Source organism: Marinobacter litoralis (assembly GCF_003336705.1).
Classification (GTDB): domain Bacteria; phylum Pseudomonadota; class Gammaproteobacteria; order Pseudomonadales; family Oleiphilaceae; genus Marinobacter; species Marinobacter litoralis.
Genome location: NZ_QMDL01000002.1, coordinates 25,733 through 47,003 on the forward strand (window position 1 = coordinate 25,733; position 21,271 = coordinate 47,003).

At 53.2% G+C, this 21,271-nt stretch carries 18 protein-coding genes and 1 tRNA gene; 14 read left to right on the plus strand and 5 right to left on the minus strand.

Annotated features, from left to right (window positions below; translation table 11 throughout):
- The first annotated feature begins 95 nt into the window (after positions 1 to 95).
- Positions 96 to 1,022, plus strand: a complete 927-nt coding sequence (gene rdgC, locus DOQ08_RS05590; RefSeq protein WP_114333937.1) for a recombination-associated protein RdgC — start codon at positions 96 to 98, stop codon at positions 1,020 to 1,022.
- Between the two features lie 27 nt (positions 1,023 to 1,049).
- Here the strand turns inward: rdgC and DOQ08_RS05595 are convergent, their stop codons facing one another.
- Entirely contained in the window at positions 1,050 to 3,794 is a 2,745-nt protein-coding gene (locus tag DOQ08_RS05595) for a bifunctional acetate--CoA ligase family protein/GNAT family N-acetyltransferase (protein ID WP_114333938.1), read from the minus strand.
- A gap of 220 nt (positions 3,795 to 4,014) precedes the next feature.
- On the opposite strand from DOQ08_RS05595, the gene DOQ08_RS05600 reads away from it, so the two are divergent.
- The gene (locus tag DOQ08_RS05600) at positions 4,015 to 4,941 is read left to right on the plus strand and encodes a histone deacetylase family protein (RefSeq protein WP_114333939.1); all 927 of its coding nucleotides are present in this window, start codon (positions 4,015 to 4,017) and stop codon (positions 4,939 to 4,941) included.
- A 12-nt stretch (positions 4,942 to 4,953) separates the two neighbouring features.
- Here DOQ08_RS05600 and DOQ08_RS05605 read toward each other — a convergent pair whose 3' ends face one another.
- The gene (locus tag DOQ08_RS05605) at positions 4,954 to 5,880 is read right to left on the minus strand and encodes a flagellar protein MotY (protein ID WP_206074797.1); all 927 of its coding nucleotides are present in this window, start codon (positions 5,878 to 5,880) and stop codon (positions 4,954 to 4,956) included.
- A gap of 154 nt (positions 5,881 to 6,034) precedes the next feature.
- Between DOQ08_RS05605 and pyrC the strand changes: the two genes are divergently transcribed.
- Together pyrC and rnt are read left to right on the plus strand one after the other, a co-directional pair.
- Positions 6,035 to 7,066 (plus strand): dihydroorotase, encoded by a 1,032-nt coding sequence (pyrC, locus tag DOQ08_RS05610; protein WP_114333940.1) that lies wholly within the window; start codon positions 6,035 to 6,037, stop codon positions 7,064 to 7,066.
- A gap of 37 nt (positions 7,067 to 7,103) precedes the next feature.
- Positions 7,104 to 7,760, plus strand: coding sequence for a ribonuclease T (gene rnt / locus DOQ08_RS05615; RefSeq protein ID WP_114333941.1), 657 nt, complete (start codon positions 7,104 to 7,106; stop codon positions 7,758 to 7,760).
- Between the two features lie 71 nt (positions 7,761 to 7,831).
- Here the strand turns inward: rnt and DOQ08_RS05620 are convergent, their stop codons facing one another.
- Positions 7,832 to 9,817, minus strand: a complete 1,986-nt coding sequence (locus tag DOQ08_RS05620) for an SDR family oxidoreductase (protein ID WP_114333942.1) — start codon at positions 9,815 to 9,817, stop codon at positions 7,832 to 7,834.
- A 389-nt stretch (positions 9,818 to 10,206) separates the two neighbouring features.
- On the opposite strand from DOQ08_RS05620, the gene DOQ08_RS05625 reads away from it, so the two are divergent.
- The 10 genes from DOQ08_RS05625 (at position 10,207) to DOQ08_RS05670 (ending at position 20,082) form a co-directional block, all read left to right on the plus strand.
- The gene (locus DOQ08_RS05625; protein ID WP_114333943.1) at positions 10,207 to 10,503 is read left to right on the plus strand and encodes a hypothetical protein; all 297 of its coding nucleotides are present in this window, start codon (positions 10,207 to 10,209) and stop codon (positions 10,501 to 10,503) included.
- A 35-nt stretch (positions 10,504 to 10,538) separates the two neighbouring features.
- Positions 10,539 to 13,376: an insulinase family protein gene (locus tag DOQ08_RS05630; protein ID WP_114333944.1), complete on the plus strand. Its 2,838-nt coding sequence runs from the start codon at positions 10,539 to 10,541 to the stop codon at positions 13,374 to 13,376.
- Positions 13,377 to 13,418: 42 nt separating this feature from the next.
- Positions 13,419 to 13,495: transfer RNA gene (locus DOQ08_RS05635), tRNA-Arg, on the plus strand.
- A gap of 336 nt (positions 13,496 to 13,831) precedes the next feature.
- Entirely contained in the window at positions 13,832 to 14,806 is a 975-nt protein-coding gene (locus DOQ08_RS05640) for a TRAP transporter substrate-binding protein (RefSeq protein WP_114333945.1), read from the plus strand.
- A 70-nt stretch (positions 14,807 to 14,876) separates the two neighbouring features.
- On the plus strand, positions 14,877 to 15,422 hold the full coding sequence (locus DOQ08_RS05645; protein WP_165823620.1) for a TRAP transporter small permease: 546 nt from the start codon (positions 14,877 to 14,879) through the stop codon (positions 15,420 to 15,422).
- Positions 15,419 to 16,678 carry a TRAP transporter large permease gene (locus tag DOQ08_RS05650; protein WP_114333947.1) on the plus strand — a complete coding sequence of 420 codons (1,260 nt, stop codon included), beginning with the start codon at positions 15,419 to 15,421 and terminating at the stop codon, positions 16,676 to 16,678. Before DOQ08_RS05645 ends, DOQ08_RS05650 begins: the two co-directional genes overlap by 4 nt.
- Positions 16,679 to 16,688: 10 nt before the next feature.
- Positions 16,689 to 17,657: an asparaginase gene (locus DOQ08_RS05655; RefSeq protein WP_114333948.1), complete on the plus strand. Its 969-nt coding sequence runs from the start codon at positions 16,689 to 16,691 to the stop codon at positions 17,655 to 17,657.
- Between the two features lie 40 nt (positions 17,658 to 17,697).
- Positions 17,698 to 18,747: a tartrate dehydrogenase gene (locus tag DOQ08_RS05660; RefSeq protein WP_114333949.1), complete on the plus strand. Its 1,050-nt coding sequence runs from the start codon at positions 17,698 to 17,700 to the stop codon at positions 18,745 to 18,747.
- Between the two features lie 87 nt (positions 18,748 to 18,834).
- Complete coding sequence (locus DOQ08_RS05665; RefSeq protein ID WP_114333950.1) at positions 18,835 to 19,500, plus strand: FadR/GntR family transcriptional regulator; 666 nt, start codon at positions 18,835 to 18,837, stop codon at positions 19,498 to 19,500.
- Between the two features lie 81 nt (positions 19,501 to 19,581).
- Positions 19,582 to 20,082 (plus strand): ureidoglycolate lyase, encoded by a 501-nt coding sequence (locus DOQ08_RS05670; RefSeq protein ID WP_114333951.1) that lies wholly within the window; start codon positions 19,582 to 19,584, stop codon positions 20,080 to 20,082.
- 9 nt (positions 20,083 to 20,091) lie between these two features.
- On the opposite strand, the gene DOQ08_RS05675 is transcribed toward DOQ08_RS05670, so the two are convergent.
- Entirely contained in the window at positions 20,092 to 20,394 is a 303-nt protein-coding gene (locus DOQ08_RS05675; protein ID WP_114333952.1) for a monooxygenase, read from the minus strand.
- A gap of 212 nt (positions 20,395 to 20,606) precedes the next feature.
- Complete coding sequence (locus DOQ08_RS05680) at positions 20,607 to 21,215, minus strand: PEP-CTERM sorting domain-containing protein (protein ID WP_114333953.1); 609 nt, start codon at positions 21,213 to 21,215, stop codon at positions 20,607 to 20,609.
- Positions 21,216 to 21,271: the final 56 nt, after the last annotated feature.

Here is a 21,271-nt window from a genome sequence, read left to right on the forward strand (position 1 = left end):
TGCCCTACTGGTAACTTTACGGCTGCCTGCGGGTAGCCGTATCATCCTCCCCCTTTTCCGAAACGCCCCAAACAATTAGCAAGGACATAAACCCCATGTGGTTTCGCAACGCCCGAGTTTTTCGCTTTACCAAACCCTTCGACATTACGGCTGAAGATCTCGAAGAGAAACTGCAAGCCGATGCGTTCAAGCCCTGCGGCCCGCAAGAAACCATGCGCCAGGGTTGGGTTCCGCCACTCGGTAAGCACGGCGAACTGCTGGTGCACAGCGCCAACGGCTATCATCTGATTGCGCTACGCAAAGAAGAAAAGATCCTACCCGGACCTGTGGTTAAAGAAGCCGTAGAAGAGCGTGCTGAAGCCATAGAGCTGGAACAAAGCCGGAAAGTTCGCCGTAAAGAAAAAGACGAAATCAAAGAACAGGTCATGCTGGAAATGCTGCCACAGGCCTTTTCCCGCAATCGTCGGTGTTACGCCTACTTGGCACCGAAAGACGGTGTTCTAGTGGTAGACGCTGGTTCCGCCAAGCAAGCGGAAGATCTGGCCTCTACGCTACGAAAAACTCTGGGTTCGTTGCCCGTGCGCCCGCCCGTGGTTGAGCAGGCGCCAGCGTTTACCTTTACCGGCTGGCTGACCGAAACCATCGACCTTCCGGCCACCATTGAACTGGGCAACGAATGCGAACTGAAAGACCCATCCGAAGACGGCGGTGTTGTTCGCTGCAAGGGCCTGGACCTGAAGGCCGACGAAATCCGCAATCATCTGGAAACCGGCATGCAGGTAACCAAGCTGGCGGTAACCTGGGACAACAACGTGCACTTAGTGCTGGATGAAGAACTGGGTATTCGCCGGTTGAAGTTTGGTGAGACGCTGCAGGAGCAACTGGACGATGTCGATGTAGACGATGCCGTGGCCAAGTTCGATGCGGCCTTTACCATCATGACGCTGGAGCTGTCACGCATGATTCCCGGGCTCTTGGAAGCCCTTGGTGGCGAAGACAGGTCCGCTATTGTCGAAGACTAAGCAATAAGCACCTGAAATCCGCGGGGGTTAACCCCCGCGCTTCTTCAGCCGTTCTTTCTGCCAGTCTTTTTCTGGCTCGTTCAATACCAGCCTGAGGTCCATCACCTCTTCCACCGGGTTGAACCTGATGTCAAACCCAAGCTGTTCCGCCAACTGCAGCATCGGGCGGTTTTCGGGCAGCACATCGCCGACCATTTCCATGGTTCCCCGGCTCCGGCAGTATTCGATCATTTTCTGCATCAAAGCAACACCCAAGCCTTCGCCCTTCATTCGATCATCAACCATGACCGCAAACTCGCTGCGAAGATTATCGGCATCCGTCCATACTCGCACCGTGCCGAGTGTTTCCTCTCCATCACCGTCTTCTTTTTTGGCATTAGCAATGAACACCATCTCCCGGTCGTAATCGATTTGCACCATCTGGGCAACGTCTTCACGCGAAAAATGCTTGCGATACTGGAAGAATCGGTAGCGAATCGATTCCGGCGATTGGTATTCGTGGAACGCGCGATGCGCCGGCTCATCTTGCGCCAAAACCGGACGAATGATGACTCGCTTCCCGGACTTGGGCAGCACAATCCATTCTTCAAGCTCTCTCGGATAGGCCTGAATAATCGGCCGGCTGGGTTTTTCATCCAGATCGACGGCAATACTGACGGCAATCGCACCCTGATCGTTGAACAACAGTGGTGAGATTTCCAAGCCGCGAATTTCGGGTATATCGATGACGATTTGCGATAGTTTCACCAGTGTTTCGGACACCGCCCGTATGTCTTCCTGGGGCCGCAAACTGTGCTCTTTCAGTAGCTTGTACATATAGGTCCGGCGCAGCAATTCCCGCGCCAGCACCATATTCAACGGCGGCAGGGCAATCTGGCGGTCGGTTGTGATGTTGATCTGGGCACCCGCAGCACCACAAACCACCAAAGGACCGAACACCTCGTCCCGCGTGATACCCACACTGAACTCAATGCCACCGATATGCTGGTAGGAGTGCTGCATACCAAAGCCCAAGAAGCCACTATCGGGAAAATGCTTCTTGTACTCGTCAACCAGGAACCGACAACCATCGATAATCGCCTGTTCGCTATTCAGATTTTTGATCGTGCCTTTATAGCGGCGCTGCGTAGGGGTCAGCTCCAGAAACGGGTAACAGACTTGCTCATGCACAATGGTCAGGTCAATTGGCCGGCGTTCGACCGCAAACATCTCCAGCACTTCTTCTACATCGTCACAATAAACGGTTTCGATGGCGTTTATGCCGTAATCCCGGATCACCTGCCGTGCTTCACGGCTGGACAAATGCTTGCGGCCATCACGAAGTGCTTTGGCGACCAGAGAACGGGTGTTTGCCCGATCGGCAAAATGATCAGTGAACGACTCGGGCGTTTCACTCAAAAGCCGCTGTACCCGCTGATGCTTCACATGCTGCATGAACGCGTTAACGGCTTTTTCCGGATTGAAGAATGACGGTAAGCCGGCCCGGTAAAACTCTTCACGAGAGTCCATCACGGTACTCTGCCCCAGCCAACAGGTGAGAATATTCAACCGGGTGCCTTTCGATGCCTGTACAACGGCATCGGCAATCTGGAGACTGTCTTGAACCAAAGTCGGTGCATACATCACCAGAACGTTCGCAATGTTCGGGTCTTTGGCTAATATTTTGACGGCTTTACCATAAAGCTCGGGCGACGCGTCGTAGTTCAAGTCGATGGGGTTTTTGCGCGTCCAATAGGGAGGCAATAGTTTTCCCAGCTCTTCGATGGTTGTATCCGACAGCTCCGCCAACTCACCCCCAAGGTGAGATAACCGGTCTACCGCCAGCACACCGGGACCCACGCCATTCGCGATAATAGCCAAGGATTCCCGCCGCAACGGCCTCATACGGGTCAGGGTTTCCAAAGCATCAAACATCTGCCCTAATCCATCCACCCGCAGCACACCGCCACGCTGCAGCATAGCGTCGTATATAGGGTCGCTGTGGCAGACTCCGGCGGGAAGATCGTGAGGTATCCATTCCGATTCGGGCACGCGTCCGGATTTAACCGCAATGACCGGTTTCGTGCGGGAAGCGACCCGAACCGCAGACATAAACCGGCTAGGATTGGGAATACTTTCAATATGCAACAGAATGGCCCGGGTCTGGCTGTCCTGAGCGAGATAATCAATCAAGTCATCATGATCGATATCCATGCCGTCGCCCAGAGTCAGGAAATAGGAGAAGCCCACCCCCCGAGCAAACGCCCAGTCCAGCACCGAACTGGCTATGGTGCCCGATTGACCGATAAACGCCACACGCCCGGGAATCGCCCCCATGTGCGCATAGGTCGCGTTCAGATGCCGGGCCGGCACCATCAGACCAATGGTGTTTGGCCCCAATACGCGTATGCCGGTTTCTCTCGCTGCATCGCGCACGGAGTACATCAATGGCTGGCCGGTTTTACTGTGGGTACGAGACATACCGCCGGTCATTACGATCGCCGTTCTTACGCCACTTTCGCCCAGTTTCCGAATCATTTTGGGAACTGTGTTGGGCGGAGTACACACAATCGCGAGGTCGGGAGTGAAATCCAGCTGGGACACCTTGGCAACGCAGGGAACACCATGAACATTGTCATAGTCGTTCTGGTTCACCACCACCATGCGCCCCGGAAAACCGCCCCCCAGCATGTTCCGCAAAACCATACCGCCCAGGTTGTCCGAGCGCTCGGAGGCACCAATGACTGCAATGGACTCAGGATTGAACAAACTTTCCAGATAACGGGTACTCAAGAGAACTCTCCCTGATCCAAGCAGTGGCTACGTAGAATAAGAATCTCAGCAAAACAGGTTACTTATCAATGTATACCTTATCTTAGATCGGTATTTGCTGATGTAAATCGTCGATCCGGCCTGTCATCCCGCTTTTATTAGACGAAAGTAGCCCCCATCACACCAATATCCTTGTTAACATGATGAGACTAGCAACCGGACTCAGGCTTAGACTCTCAGCATGACCACCGCATTCTTTTCCCACGATGATTGCCTGAAACACAACATGGGCCCGGAACATCCGGAAAGCCCGGAACGTATTGCAAGCATTCTGGCGCACATTGCTGACACAGAACTGCAGCAAAACCTCGATTGGGTGCGGCCCGAAGAAATCACCCGGGACCAGTTGCTGATGGTCCACCCCGAGTCTTACCTGCAGCAACTCGATTTAATGGCACCCACTCGGGGCCGGGTGTTTACCGATCCGGACACCTCGCTGATGCCCGACACCTTGCGTGCGGCCAGATTGGCTGCCGGCGGGAACGTGCAAGCCGTTGATATGGTCATGAGCAGCCAGGTAACCAACGCCTTTGTTTGTGCAAGACCACCGGGGCATCATGCCGAACGCACAAAATCCATGGGTTTTTGTTTCTATAACAACATTGCGTTGGCTGCATTAAGGGCGCTGAATTTTCATCAATTGGAGCGGGTTGCCATCATCGACTTTGATGTGCACCAAGGGAATGGAACCGTGGATATCGTCAGCGGTGACGAACGTATTATGATGTGTTCAAGCTTCCAGCATCCGCTGTACCCACACAGCCATGTGCACCGCCAGCCCGACAACATCATCAATGCACCCATCGAAGCAAATTGCTCTTCCGCCGAGTATCGCAAACGGGTTGAATCGGCTTGGCTGAAAAAGCTTCAGGATTTCCGTCCACAGCTGGTGCTTGTGTCGGCAGGCTTCGACGGCCACAGGCTAGACCCGATGGCGGAAACAAATCTGGAAACAGAGGATTATCGCTGGCTGACCGAAATGATCGTGAATGTCGCCCACGATCATGCCAACGATCGAGTAATCTCGACGCTGGAAGGCGGCTATCATCTGAGGGCTCTCGGTGAAAGCGTGGTTGCTCACCTAGAGGTATTGGACGCGGTTTATTAAGCAGCTGGCGACTCAACCAGAGAAGGTGTCTCCGTTTCCACTTGCTTGCTGAAACTCAGGGCGCTCTCCCTGCCGCTGCAAGCGAATCGTGACCCTGCGGTTATCCCGGTGGCGGCGTGATACCGGAAACTGATCGCCGTGACTGCGAACAATCAGTAACTCTTCATCAAGGCCTTGAGCTTTTAAATATTCCGCCACCACCTTCGCTCGCTCTTCTGACAGGGCGCGGTTGTCTATTCTGCTCCCCACGCTGTCCGAGTGGCCGTCGATCAAAATACGCTCAATGGTGGAATCGGCCATCACGTAAGTTACGATGTTATCCAACAACGTTTGATCTGCTTCTGAAAGTACAGCGCCACCACTGGCGAAGGGGACTCGGGAGCGACGAATCTGGTCATAGTTCACCGGCAACAAACCCGAAACACACTGCATGTATCCCGCATAGGGCGCTGAAAAATTCACATTCGAAAGTGAGATTCGCACCGGACCTTGATCATAGCGCGATGCCCGGGTAAGCGTTGGCTGCATGCCCTTCAGCAGCCCCTGAGCCATGATGCTCGCTTCTCTGGCACCGACACTGACAACGCGCTTGTCATCCGACACAGTAACCGCACCCACGGGCCTGGGTGCTACGCCAGGTCGCCATACCGGTGCTTCCACCACGAGCTGCGCCCTGCCCGGCTCCATCAGGGCGACCGTGGACTCAAGATAGAACGCGAGATCTTCTCCTGCACGATGACTAAAGACCGCTCGCCCGAACCCCGGCACTTCCTGCACCAACGAGCACTCAAAGACCGATTCGGAAAGGTACCAACGGCTGTTTTCGATACCTGCGCCATAACTGGACGCCACCGTCGAGGAAGCAAACGTCCACAACAGAAGCACACCGGCAACAGCAGTGCCCCCTTCTTTTGTAGACTTACGTTTAAACTTCATCATAGAAACGCCCCGACGCACGTAAACTCAGTTGCTTATTAGCTATCGGCCAGCTTAAACAATACTTGAGCTCCGGAAACACATTCAGATCGAAAACATTCGAGGCGACCTTCTGATATAATTCGCCAAATTTTCAGAGCTGCCTGGCGAATATCTCATGAGCAAACAACTGACCATCACACGCCCGGACGACTGGCATTTGCACGTCCGCGATGGCGATGTACTGAACAGTGTTGTACCCGCGACTGCCGCATGTTTCGGCCGCGCCATTATCATGCCGAATCTGGTACCACCGGTAACCGATGCGGCAGCCGCTACCGCGTATCGGGAACGGATTCTGGCAGCGGCAAAAGGCACAAACTTTGAACCTTTGATGGTGCTCTACCTTACCGAGAGCACAACGCCGGAAACCATCCGCGAAGCCAAAGCTGCGGGCGTAGTGGCGGCGAAGCTCTACCCTGCTGGCGCAACGACTAATTCCGCATCGGGCGTGACTGATATCCGCAACATTTACCCCGTACTGGAAGCCATGGCCGAATGTGGCATGTTGTTACTGGTACACGGCGAAGTGACCGATGCGGATATCGACATTTTCGACCGAGAAAAGGTATTTTTGGAACGTGTACTGGCACCTACACTCCAAGCCTTCCCGACCCTGAAAGTGGTACTGGAACACATCACAACCGCGGACTCTGCGGAATTTGTACGCCGCCATACCGGTGACAACCTGGCCGCAACACTGACGCCGCAGCACCTGATGTACAACCGCAACCACATGCTGGTCGGAGGCATTCGCCCGCATTTATACTGTTTGCCCATTCTCAAGCGCAACAAGCACCAGGAAGCCCTGCGGGAAGCGGTGGCCAGTGGCGATCCAAGATTCTTCTTAGGCACCGACTCTGCGCCCCATGCCCGAGACAAAAAGGAAGCTGCCTGCGGCTGTGCCGGTTGCTACTCTGCCTACGGCGCTATCGGCTTGTATGCGGAAATCTTTGAAGAGCTGGGAATTCTCGATAAGCTGGAAGCCTTTGCCAGCTTTAACGGTGCGGACTTCTACGGCTTACCAAGGAACACGGACACCATTACATTGGTGCGTGACCCATGGACCATGCCCGAACAACTGCCACTGGCAGACGGAACCATCGTACCGCTGAAAGCTGGTGAAACCGTTCACTGGCGTATGGCCTGAGCATCTATTAATTTACAACACGAACATTGGAGTTCGCGTGTCTGACGAAAACAAACCGCTTCACCCTATGTCCCAGCGTTTCCGGGGCTTCCTGCCCGTCGTGGTGGACGTCGAAACTGCCGGCTTCAATCCGGAAAGAGACGCCCTGCTGGAAATCGCCGCTGTCATGCTGACCATGGATGAAGACGGCAAACTACACCGTGGCGAAACCCATCTTCAGCAAATCGACCCGTTCGAAGGCGCCAACCTCGAGCAGTCCGCCTTGGACTTCACCGGCATCGACCCGTGGGACCCCGAGCGCGAAGCGGTTCCTGAGCGCGAAGGCATGAGCGAAATCTTCTCGCCGATCCGCAAAGCAGTAAAAGCTTTTGACTGCAAACGAGCCGTATTGGTGGGCCATAACGCCACCTTCGACCACAATTTTGTCTTCGCCGCTGCCATGCGCGCCGACATCAAACGCAACCCCTTCCATCCGTTTTCGACGTTTGATACCGCCACCCTGGCAGGGCTGGCTTACGGCCATACCGTTCTGGCCCAAGCGTGCAAACTGGCCGGAATTCCGTTTGATAACAAAGAAGCGCACTCCGCCGCTTACGATGCCGAAAAAACTGCCGACCTGTTTTGCGGCATTGTGAATCGCTGGCAGGAACTGGGTGGCTTTCCGCCACCACCGGTGCCAAGCAGCGACGAGTAATTGTAAAAGACATTATTAGTGGCAACAAAAAACCCGCACAAGGCGGGTTTTTTGTTGCACAGCCATCCACCTTACCAGTGAATGCCTCGCATGATGGCTGCGAACGCAACCTGTTCTGTAGACACTTTCGGTTTTTCGGTTGTCTTGGTGCCCGCAGCCGAGGCTGAATCCGGGAACATCCGATAACCGGTGTTCATTACGATTTCACCCACCTTCGGTGCCAGCGAGTGCAGTACCGAAGCAAACACACCCAAACGAGTCGCAATGCGCTTCGGACGGTGCACAATGGCATCAGCCACCATGTCTGCCGCTTCTTCCGGTGTCAGAGTCGGAACGGAATCATAGATTTTGGTCGGGGCAATCATCGGCGTTTTCACCAACGGCATGTTGATGGTTGTAAACGTCACGTTACGATCTGACCACTCCGCTGCCGCACAACGGCTGAACGCATCCAGTGCCGACTTGGAGGCCACATACGCCGAGAAACGAGGCGCGTTCGTCAGCACACCAATGGATGAAATATTCACCACGTGACCACGACGACGCTCCAACATGGTTGGCGCAAAGCCCATGATCAAACGGACAGAGCCGAAGTAGTTCAACTGCATGGTGCGCTCGAAATCGTGGAAACGGTCAAACGCCAGCGACAAAGAGCGGCGAATGGAACGACCAGCATTGTTCACCAGCACGTCCACGTGCCCATGATTATCCAGAACTGTTTTTACGAAACGGTCGCAGTCTTCCATGTCAGAAAAGTCACACTGGTACGCGTGAACATTGCCGCCATTAGCCTCAAGCTGTGCCGCTACTTCGTCTAACGTTTCTTTGGTTCGGGCACCAATAACCAGAATCGCGCCAGCTTCGGCGAGCTTCTCAGCCGTTGCCAGACCGATACCCGACGTTGCACCGGTCACCACGCAAACTTTACCTTCAACCGTGCCCTTTAGGGTACGGTCTTTGAACAGATCGGGATCGAGGTTACGCTCCCAGAAATCCCAGATCACGGCTGCATAGCTGGGCAGGCGCGGAACTTCAATGTCAGTGCCTTTAAGAACACGCTCAAGCTCACGGGTATCAAAGCGGGTCGGATAATTAATGAAGGACATCACAGAAGCCGGAATGCCCAAATCATCCAAAAGCGCGCCAGTGATGCGTTTTACCGGCGGCAAGTTTTTCACACTCTGACGAATGAACGGGGGGATAAAGCCGAACATCCGGGAATCGATGCGCATACCCATGCGCGGTGCATGGCCAGCTTCGGAGAAGATATTAAGAACCTCACCGACTTTGTAAGGATCCGAATCCACCAAGTGGAAGCAGTTGCCGTCTTCACCGTCCAGATGCGCAATGTGATCCATGGCATTAACCACGAAGTCCACCGGAACGATGTTCAGTCGGCCGCCTTCCAGACCAATGGTCGGGACCCACTGAGGCAAGGCATGACGGATCTTCTGAATCATCTTGAAGAAGTAGTAAGGCCCGTCAATCTTATCCATTTCACCTGTTTTGGAATGGCCAATTACCATACCCGGGCGGTAAATGCGGAACGGAACTTTGCACTCTTCACGCACCACTTTTTCGGATTCATGCTTGGTGCGCAGATAAGGGTGATCAAGCTTTTCCGCTTCCTCGAACATATCCTCCCGGAAGGTGCCTTTGAAAAGACCCGCAGCCGCAATGGACGATACGTGATGGAAGCGCTTAGCACCCATCGCTTCGGCCGCCTGCACGGCCGCGCGGGTGCCTTCAATATTAGTGGCAGCCTGAGCTTCTTCGTCTGCGCCCATGTCGTAAACAGCGGCGAGATGGAAGAAGTGATCAATCTTTCCTTCCAAGGCATCCATGGCAGCGCTATCGATACCTAAACTGTTGCTGGTCAAATCGCCAACAACCGCTTTGATCCGGCTATCGTCCACACCCAGACGCTCGCGGAGATCGTCCAGCTTGCCCCGGGATTGTTCCCTCACCAGAACATGCACCGTACCGCCACGGGCTAACAGCTTTTCTACCAAAAAACGACCGATGAAACCGGTGCCACCTGTAAGGAAATAATTCATAGAAGATCCGTCCTACGTGTTACTTATTTGTTGTCATATCGCCACACCACGCCACTACGACAAAAGTCGTAGTCCGGCTATGGAACGCACGCATTCTACTTAATTGCAGCTTACATGTATCGAACTTTATTAGAGCTTTTGCTCTTTAACTTATTGTTTTTACTAGAGCTATTACTCTAGTTCTAACAAAAACCCGAACGAAATCATGCCCAATTATCCGACACACTGAACTTGAGACTAGCACAGGAATTCACCACTGATGGCCCGAATTTCGTAAATTACTGCGGAGCAATGCAACCAACCGCTGGCAATGCGATAATCGGGAACTTCCGACGCCTTTCGGCGTCTTTAACAGTCACCCAATCATTCCAAGGTTTACCAAAGCAGCCATGCCGAAAGACAACCCAAACACCGAACGCTACATTGCTATTGCCCGCGCCTGCCTGAAGGCGATCAACGATACCGCCGCCGACAAAGGCTCAAGAGAAGAAAAAATCGAAGCCGTTTATAAGGCGATCGACAAAGCGTTTCAGAAAGAATTTGCTGACTACCGCCAATCCGTTGCCATTATGGCTACCGTGCTAGAGCGCATTGCTTCCGGTGACCTGAATGCAGACCAAGCAGCTGACCTGGCCAAGAAAACCCTGTCGCAGAAGCCCGACAGCAATTCCGGCCAAGTTCACTAAGTCACAACAAACGAACTCCGATTAGATGAGGCCCCATGACCGTTAAACGCCCCCTGTTCCGACGTTTGTATCGATTGCCCCCGTTGTTGCTTTTACTGGCCAGCTTGTTGCCCAGCGCATACACCCATGCGGAAACCGAGCCCCGCAAAAGCCCTAATGACCCCAATAGCTATCGATATCTGGAACTGGAAAACGGCCTGCGCGTCATCTTAGTATCGGACGAAGAGGCGGATAAAGCCGCCGCTTCTCTTAACATAGCCGTCGGGAGCGGCAATGATCCTGAAGACCGCGCAGGCATGGCCCATTTCCTCGAGCACATGCTGTTTCTGGGCACAGAAAAGTACCCCGATGCTGGGGAATATCAGCAATTTATTCGCAGCCACGGTGGGAGCCACAACGCCTTCACCGCATTTGAAAACACCAACTATTTTTTCGATGTTGAAAGTGAGTTTCTGGAAGCCGCTCTGGATCGTTTTGCACAGCAGTTTTCACACCCTCTCTTCACGCCCGAGTTGGTGGACCGTGAACGCAACGCCGTTCATTCCGAATTCAGCGCCAAACTGAAAGAGGACGGGCGGCGTTTGCTTTCGGTCAGGAAAGCCGCGGGCAATCCGGATCACGCTTTCAGCAAATTCGCTGTGGGCAACCTGACGACGCTCGAGAATACCGATGCTAATCCTCTGCGCCCCGACCTTATACGGTTTTGGGAGCAAAATTATTCGGCTAACGTAATGTCTCTGGCCGTATACGGTCCTCATTCTCTGGATGAACTTGAACGCATGGTGAAGCAGCGCTTCAACGCCGTAGCGAACCGCAACCTGGAAGTGATCAAACATCCTGAACCTCTTCACAAGCCCGAACAGCTGCCGAAACGTATTCTCGCCGAAACCCTCAAAGACAGCCGGAGCTTATCACTCTCATTCCCGGTTCCCTCGCAACGGGCCAACTACGCGACAAAACCCGCCTCTTACGTGGCCAATTTGTTAGGCCACGAGGGCCCTGGCAGCCTATTTGATGTACTCAAGCGCGCCGGCCTGGTAGAAACCCTCTCGGCGGGGTTGGGCATGGACACCGGCAGTCACGCAACGTTTAACATCAGCATGTCGCTAACCCGTGAAGGACTTAAGCGGCGAGATGACATTCTGGCTCTGGTCTTCAGCTACATCGACTTAATCAAAACAAACGGCATCAGCCACGAACGTTTTGACGAGATGAAGCAATTGGCGCTTATCGATTTCCGCTTCCACGAACGCGGTGAACCGGTACGCGAAGCCATGCGCTTGTCCAGTCTGTTAAGAGACTATCCGGCAAACGACATTTTGAGCGCCCCCTATTTAATGGAGCGCTATGCACCGAAGCAGTACCAGGAGATTCTGGATCGACTGACACCCGACAATCTCGCGGTCATGGTTTCGGCACCGGATCAAAACCTAGAAGATCCCGAGCTGACCCAGTGGTATGAAACCCCTTGGAAGCAGGAGGCGTTGCAAATACCGGCAGCAGCCAATCCAACGTTGGCTGACCAGTTGGCTTTGCCTCCCGCCAACCCACTTGTACCCGAGAATCTGGAAATGGTGACCGGCAACAGCATGCCCCACCCCACTTTACTCCATGGCTCTGAGGGCATGCAGGTGTGGTACGCCCGGGACACCCGCTTCAACGCCCCGAAAGCCAACGTGTTCATCAGCCTGCGCAGCCCCATTGCTCGCGCCTCCGCACGCAACACGGTGCTGACTCAATTACTGGTCGATGCCATTAAAACCAACCTCAATGCCTGGGCTTACTCCGCGCAACTCGCGGGCCTTAATTACAGCGTGTACCCCCACCTACGCGGCGTGACCATTCGCGTGGGCGGATACAACGACAAACTCCACGAATTACTCAATCGGATTTTGCTGGAATTTGCCGACCCGATGATCACCGAGCAGCGTTTTCGGATTGCCCGCCAGCGATTGATCGACGGCCTTGAAAATAAAGCGAAAAATCGCCCGGTTCAGCAAACCTCAGAGTTTATTCAAACCGCCTTGTTGAACGGTACTTTCCCGGTAAGCGAGAAACTCGCGGCCGCTAAAGCCGTCACCCTCGATGAACTGATGCATTTTGGATCAGAGTTCACCAAAGCCATGGACCCGGTGATGCTGGCACACGGCAACCTGACCGAAGCGACCACTCTCAACCTGGCAAAACAGGTACAAGCGGTTGTGCTTCGAAACAGTGAACAGGTAGACGTACAACGCGCCCAGGTCCGGCAGTTACCTTCGGGCGAAACTGAAGCGGTTCTCAACGTAGAACACCCAGACACGGGTTACACGTTGTACTTGCAAGGCAAAGACAGGTCATACGAAGAACGCGCCCGCTACCGGTTGTTGGCCCAGATCATCAGCAGTCCGTTCTATGAAAACATAAGAACCACCAAACAGCTCGGCTACATTGTGTATGCCACCGCGTTCGAAATTCTGGAAACCCCCGCTCTTGGGTTGGTTGTTCAGTCCCCGGAAGCCAGTGGCGCTGAGATAGACGGTGCAGTAACCGAGTTTGCTGAACGCTTTAAAGGCAGGCTCGCCGAGCTGTCGCCCGAGCAACTGAGCCGTGAAAAACAAGCCGTGATCAGCAAAATGATGGCCCGCGACCGGCAGCTGGGTGATGTATCCGGCCGCTACTGGCGGGAGATCGACCGGGAAAACAGCGCATTCAATAGCCGCGAAAAACTGGCGGCAGCGATTCGGGAGGTTTCACTGGATGAGCTGGTCAATACCTTTGAAGAAGCGATGATTGAACGGCAACGAGCGTTTAAGGTGCTGACGGGAAAAGGAGAATCCAATCAGCCAGCAATTCTGAACCAGCTGCGTGAGCGTCAGCCTGTGGCCCCTTGAGCCACGGGCTGATGCCCGTTATTATACCGCCTCTTCTGAAATGCCTCCGTAGCTCATCTGGATAGAGCGTCCCCCTCCTAAGGGGAAGGTAACAGGTTCGAGTCCTGTCGGGGGTACCATTCTACCTTCCCTTAGCACCATTCGTAGCCACTCCACGCGCGCTTTCCCTATCGCGCTTCGAGCAACAAGCCACTCTCGTGTACTACGCCCCCTACGACTTATGTCGCAGAAAAAATCTCCAAAACCTCTTGTTCGGCATTATTTGTTGTTCTACCATTCAACTGGTCTGACCGGTTTGACCAGATCATTCTGAAACAGCAAGCCGGCACGTAACTCGGTGGCCATAACCCTTCGGCAGCCATTTATTTACATAAAACAAAAAGTCAGCGTCAGCCTTCACGCTCACAATCCCGGGGCTTTCGGCAGGTGACAAGACAATCGAATAGGAGCTCCCAATGAAAAAAGCCTTCACTCCATTAATTTCTGCACTCGCAGCTTCCATGGCGCTGTCATCTGGAATGGCATACGCCGCAGACTACACGCTTCGTCTGAGTCATACCGGTGCTCCTGGCCACCACTACCAAACTATTACCGAACAATTTGCTGAAGAAATCGCAGAGAAAACGAATGGTGCGGTCGAGATTCAAATTTTCCCGGCTGATCAGCTGGGAAATCAGCTGGAATCCGTGGAAGGCACCATGATCGGCACGCTGGAAATGACCTTGGCATCAGATACAGTACTTTCTAACTGGGTTCCGGATATGGGGGCACTGAACCTGCCTTTCCTATTCAAGGATATGGATGAGTACCTTGATGTAGTCGAAGGTCCGGTTGGCGAAATGCTGAGCGAAAAAGTGGAACAACAAGGTGCGGTAATCCTTGGCTGGTGGGGCAATGGCATGCGCCATGTCACCAACTCTGTTCGCCCGATTAACCATCCCGAAGATCTAAAAGGGCTTAAAATCCGGGTCCCTGAAGGCAAAGTGTTTGTTGACACATTCAATACCCTTGGCGCGGGTGCGACGGTTATGTCCTTCGGAGAACTATATTCCGCCCTGCAACTAGGCGTGGTAGACGGCCAGGAAAACCCACCGGCACACATCCTGACTCAAAACTTCAATGAGGTTCAGGATTACGTATCGCGGACCGGTCACATCCATATGGGATCACCGCTGATCATGAGCGCTTATTTGTACAACAGCATGCCGGAAGACATTCAGAAAACACTGATGGAAGTTGGCCATGCGTACAACCGAAAACACATTGATTTAATAGCAGAACTCGAAGCCGAACAATGGCAGCTTGTTCAAGAGCGCGGCATGAAACTCAATGACGTAGACAAGGCAGAATTCCGTAAGGCCGTTCAACCGGTGTACGACGATGCCAAGGGCCGGTTCAGTCCAGAGATTCTCAACCAGCTCACCCAGTAACTTTCTCAGCACCCAGACCCCCGCTGTAACCACTAATCGAATGTTCCAGCGGAGGTCAAAGGACCGGTTTATGAACAAAAAAGATCACCCATCCTCATCAGGTCTTCGAAAATCACTCATCTCGCTGTGTGACATGATCGCGGCGGTCTGCCATGTGATTTCCGCAGTTGCCATCTGCGTGATGTTATCTCTGGTAGTGATTCAGGTGGTGTTTCGATATTTGCTCAACACGCCAATCGGGTGGACTCAGGAAATCTCCGTCTTCTCAATGATGCTCGCAGTTATGTCAGGCATGGCTGTGGCGTTCTGGCGTGGCGAACACTTCAAGGTCTCGGTTATCGCCGACAAGCTGCCAACAATCGTCGGCAAGATTTTCGGTTTTGTCTCACAACTGGTCACGATCGCCTTTCTAACCGTAGTGGTTTGGTTCAGTTATAAACTTGCGCTCCGAGCCATGATGCAAGTTTCACCAACCACGGGGATCCCTGTTGGCTATGTCCAGTTTTTCCTAACCGGAGGCTGCTTTATTGCTGCGTTCCTCCTAACAGTCAAAACCGTGCTGCGCCACGACACCATCAGTGACGAAAATGCTGTCATCGCGGAACAAGTATCATGATTGAAATTCTTATCTTCACATTTATCGCTTTTTTGTTAATCGGTGTCCCGGTAGCCATCGCGCTGGGTGCGGCCAGTACTCTTGCCATCTATTTCGGAAGCCACATTCCGCTGCTGGTCGTCGCACAAAAGATGTTTCAAGGTTTGAATAATTTCTCATTCCTTGCGATCCCCTTGTTCCTGCTCGCCGGCGCTCTCATGTATGAAGCCAAGTTGTCAGAACGCTTGGTTGGCATGGCCAGTCGTCTGGTGGGACGACGCCCTGGCGGATTGGCGAACGTTGCGACAACCTCTTCCGCTTTCTTTGGCGCAATATCAGGTTCAGCGCCGGCAACGACTGCCGCGGTTGGTACTGTCTTGATCCCTTCCATGAAGAAAACCAGTTATACCGCTGCGGGTTCTGGTGCCGTTGTGGCTGCATCGGGTGCGCTTGGGCTGATCATTCCTCCGAGTATCACCATGGTGATTTACGGCGTAATTTCCGGTGTATCCATTGGTGAACTGTTCATCAACGGCATTATTCCCGGAATCCTGTTAACGCTCGCCATTTGCTTGTTGAACTGGTGGCGCGGCAGAAAGAACGTCGATAACGTCAACCTCGATTCCGAAAACCCCTCTCCTGGCGAGCGCTTTAAGAACCTAGCGGCACTACTGATGCCCGTCATTATTATTGTCGGGATTTATTCAGGCGCCTTTACGCCAACCGAGTCGGCGGCCGTGGCCTGTGTTTATGGCTTGTTGATCGGAATCTTCCTTTATAAAAGCTTGGGGTTGACCGAAATTAAACGCGCTTTCATGAGCACAGCTGCAACAACTGCCGTCATTATGTTTCTGATGGTCTGCGCCAACGTATTCGCTTTCGTGATAACCACGGAACGTGTTCCTCAGTTGTTCTCAGCATGGGTGATGAGCATCACTACAGACCCAACAATGGTCATGCTCATGATGCTGGGACTACTGATCGTGGTTGGTACATTCCTGGACAATGTTTCTGCTTTGGTTCTGTTGGTGCCAACGCTCGTGGCCATCACCTCAGCGGTCGGCATTGATCCCATGTATTTCGGTGTGTTCACCATCATCGCGTTGGCGGTTGGCCAGTTCACCCCTCCAGTTGGGCTGAACCTGTATATCGCCGCCAATATTGCGAACGAATCCGTGGAAAAGATCAGCCTGGCAGTGCTTCCGTTCGTTGCTGTGTACGTGACTGCTCTGCTGATTTTTGTCGCGTTCCCGAATCTCTTAACTCTGTTCTCTTAACGATATGACTATGAAAAATACCGTTGTACTTATTTCTCTGGGTGGCACTATCGCCAGTCTTCCTGACAGCTCCGGACGCGCCGTTGCTGGTGCTCTGTCGGGTAAAGAGTTAATGGATACCCTAAAGATCGAGAGTGATGGCCAGGTTGAAGTCATCACTCTCTTCCAGAAACCCAGTAATGCCCTTACCACGTCTGACCTGCTGCAGCTACGAACTTTATGCTTAGAGCAGGCAGAGCGCCCTGAGGTTGCGGGATTGGTAGTCTCGCAAGGCACTGATACGCTGGAAGATACGGCTTATTTTTTGGATACAACGCTGGCTCTGACAGACACTGCTTTGGTGGTAACAGGCGCCCAACGCGTACCTTATGCGCCCGGTTCCGATGCCGGTCCCAACCTTCGCGATGCAATCAAAGTAGCGGGCTCCACCGAAGCCCGGGGCGCGGGTACAGTGGTTGTATTCAATGAAGAAATCCATTCTGCAGCCTCTGTACGCAAAGTCAGCAGCTATCAGCTTAACGGCTTTGCTTCCCCCGGCGTTGGTCCTCTGGGATTCGTCGACGGCGATGAAGTCCGCCTGAATCATCGACTACAACGTTCGTCCACGATTGTCCCGGGTGAGCAACTGCCCCGGGTTGATATTTTACCGGTCGCTATCGACGCATCTCCGGCACTGCTTGAAGCCTCGGTGGCCAGTGGTACGCAAGGCCTTGTGCTTGATGCTATCGGCCGAGGCCATATTCCGCCCAGCTGGATTGAGCCGCTGGGTAATGCAATCAGCAGAGGTATCCCGGTAGTGGTTGCATCATCAACTCACTGGGGCCGCATTGCCGAGGTCTATGAATACCCTGGATCGCTGGCAGAACAGGTTTCTCTGGGTGCCCTGAAAGCAAATCACCTGAACGCTCGAAAGGCCCGCCTGAGGTTGATGTGCGCCTTATCTGGGAACACCCCTATCGAGCAATCCATCTTTGCCTAACGACCCCGCAGTCGCAAAAAGTTAATACGCAGGAGCCAAAATGAATTCTTATAATATTGCTGTCATACCCGGTGACGGTGTTGGTGTTGAAGTCACCGAAGCCACCCTTAAAGTTCTTCTGGCCGCGGCCGAAAAATTTGGTTTCAATCTGGCACCAACCCAATACGAGTGGGGTTGCGAGTATTACGTTGAGCACGGCGAAATGATGCCTGCAGACGGTTTGTCACAACTGAAAAAAAGCGATGCCATTTACTTAGGCGCCGTAGGCTGGCCCGAAAAGGTCTGTGACAGTGTGTCCCTACACGGGCTTTTGTTGCCAATTCGCAAGCAGTTCGATCAGTTTGTAAATATGCGCCCTCACCGCCTGCTGACGGGCACCTCTGGACCGCTGAAGAAAACCAAGTTCGATATTCTGTGCATTCGCGAAAACACCGAAGGTGAATACTCCGGCGCTGGCGGTCGTGTACATGTAGGCAACCCGCACGAGGTGGCGGTAGAAACGTCAGTCTTTACGCGCCACGGTGTGGAACGTCTGCTGCGATTTGGTTTTGAACAAGCTAGACAGCGCTCCGGGAAGCTGGCCTCTATCACCAAATCCAACGCGCAAAAATACTCAATGGTGTTCTGGGATGAAATCACGGAAGAGCTGTCTGCCGAATATCCCGACGTTACGGTGGAGCGCTACCACGTGGATGCCGCGGCTGCCCGTATGATTACCCACCCTGAAAGCTTTGACGTGATCGTTGCCTCTAACCTATTTGGTGACATTCTCAGTGACATCGGCGCGGCCATTCAAGGCGGCCTCGGATTCGCAGCATCTGCCAACATCAATCCAAGCCGTGAATTGCCATCAATGTTCGAACCCGTGCACGGCTCTGCGCCAGATATTGCAGGCCTGGGTAAAGCCAACCCCGTGGCCGCCGTATGGTCAGGCGCGATGATGCTGGAGCACCTTGGCGAAACGAAAGCGGCACAGGCTATCATGGCCGCACTGAACGACGTCCTGGCGTCTCCTGACAACTGCACGCCAGATATGGGAGGCAAGGCGACGACGTCAGAAGTGGCCGAGGCGATTGTGAAGGCCATCTAGTCAATCGCCTCCCGGAATTGCACTTTGATAAACTTCTGCCAATAACAATCACTCTTAAAGCATGTTCGAGAGGCACATAGACAGAAAATGCTCAACAATGCGATAGCAAAAACGCTTCAGACCAAGATACTGAATGGCGAATACGCCCCGGGTGAAGCCCTCCCGGGGCAGCGTGCACTGGCAGCCGAGCTGGGCGTTAGTCGCCCAGCTCTCAGAGAAGCGCTGAGCATTCTCGAGACTCTGGGTCTAATTGACATTCGTCAGGCGCGAGGTGTGTTTGTTCCTGACCCGAAACACAGCACCAGCAATAGCGATAACCGAACAAATCGTCGAAACAAAGAGGTGTTCCAGTTTCGTTTAGCAGCTGAACCCTATGCGGCAGCCATGGCCAGCCGCCTGCGCACGGACGAAGATCTGGAACGTTTGAAGGGCACTGTTTATCGCATGCGCTATGCGCTCGATGAAGGGCAGTTGATCGATGCGGTTCAGGAAGATTTTAACTTTCACCACATCATCTTCTCGATTCTTCAGAACTCCATTTTTACCGACACGCGTCGGCGCCTAGCCACCGACATTCATACGGCACAGTGCAAACCGCTGCGCAACAAGGAAGAACTGTTGAAGCCACTGGAAGAGCATCAGGAGATCATTGCAGCGATCGAAGCTCAATCACCGGAACGTGCAAGCGCCGCCATGGCCTATCACATCCGTGCGGCGGCCCTCAGAGGCGGTTTGCAGGACAACGACGTTTAACAGCAGGCCGCCCTTAATCTATAAAACGTTCAAACATTTCGGCCAAACCACCGACGAGTAACAATATAGCGGAGAATGGAGATGAGTGAATCTGCCCTGCAACTGATTGCCGAGCCTTTAACGGCAGAGGCATTTGCTGACTTCGGTGAGGTGATTGATCACCGCGACAGCGACTACTTCATGATTAACGGAGGACGAACCCGCCGTTATCATGATTTAGCCCAGGTAGAAACTCTCGGCCAGGAGGCTCGCCCTCTGATCAGCATTTTCATTACTCAGCCGGTCCAAATACCGCTCCAGCTCAGTTTTCTTGAGCGTCACCCCCTCGGTAGCCAAGCTTTTATGCCTCTGCAGGGTGAACGCTTTGTGATTGTCGTCGCCCCGGCAGGTGACGTTATCGACCCAGCTCAAGTACGCGCATTCGTGACCGATGGAAACCAAGGTATAAACTACCGGGTGGGTACCTGGCATGCTATTCAATCGGTACTCAACTCCGAGGGCCGCTTTCTGGTTGTCGATCGCGGTGGTGAAGGCCACAACTGCGAAGAGTACCCAATCAACTTGCAGGTAACGCTCGGCTAAGGACTAACGTTATACCGGCCCGTGATCAATCTTCGTGAGCGCTTCGTTCACCTTAAATACTTTGGCATTCACCGCAGGAACACCGAAACTCTTGAGCCTCGCAGTGTGCATTTCCAGGTACTTATCGGCGCTGTCTGAATCTTCAAACAGATAAATTCCCCCGGCTTCGTTGGTAGCCGGATTTTCGGTCCAGACTTTCCAGATAAGCCCGGGCTCTTTGGCTATGGATTCTGCAAGATCCTTCATCGCATTCGCCATTTCCTGCCCGAAAGGTCCGTCGAAGGGGAAATCAACCTGTAACAAAGTTTTCATGAAAAAACACTCCTCTTGAGAAGACGAATTCGCTTGCAATCATTGCATGTTATTGGGAATGAAGAACAGGAAGTCACAGACGGGGCGACCAAAGTTGTTTTCCCTAAACAAGACTAGCATGAAGGTCGCTAAACTTTTCGGAAGACAACAGGTGAGAAAACTGTGCGGTAGATAATCCAAGAGCGGGTATATACCCGCTCTCAAAATACAAATTACTGCTTACGCCGACGAATCGCCAGCAAACTCAATAGTCCAGCACCAAGAAGCCCGATTGTTCCTGGCTCTGGAACTTGTGACGGTGGTGTTCCAGGATCAGTTCCCGGCCCGGTACCCGGGTCAACACTACCAATGCCAGATATCACAAATTCACCCGGTGAGCTCATGGTATCGATACAACAATTTGTACCGGTAAAGAGCCCCCAGGTGCCATCGCCAAGCACTAAAGGATCTGTGTAGAACCAGTCGTTATCAAAGCTCGAATTCGTCCAGTTACCAGGGTCAACTGCATATCCATCTAACTCCCCATTAGTAACCAGAGCATCGTTTTGGGCTGTATTGCCCCCCCAGTTGTTGATATGGCCTGTCCATTGGAACAGTTGCCATGTTGTATGGTCGGTGCCAAACACACCTATGCGTACACCGCCATTAGCGGTAGATGGCCCGAGTTGATCACCATGCCAATGCTGCCCGTACATGATGATGGTGCCATTACCCTGATCTTTCCAACCAAATGACACCAAGTGGGCGCTTGCTGGAAGAGAGGCGGCGCCCAGTATGGCACCTACTGCCACGGCGGATAGAAGCTTGTTGTGTTTTTTCATGACTTCGTCCTCGTTTTACGTCGTTCCTTCGAAATTCAGGGCCGCTTTGACTGATA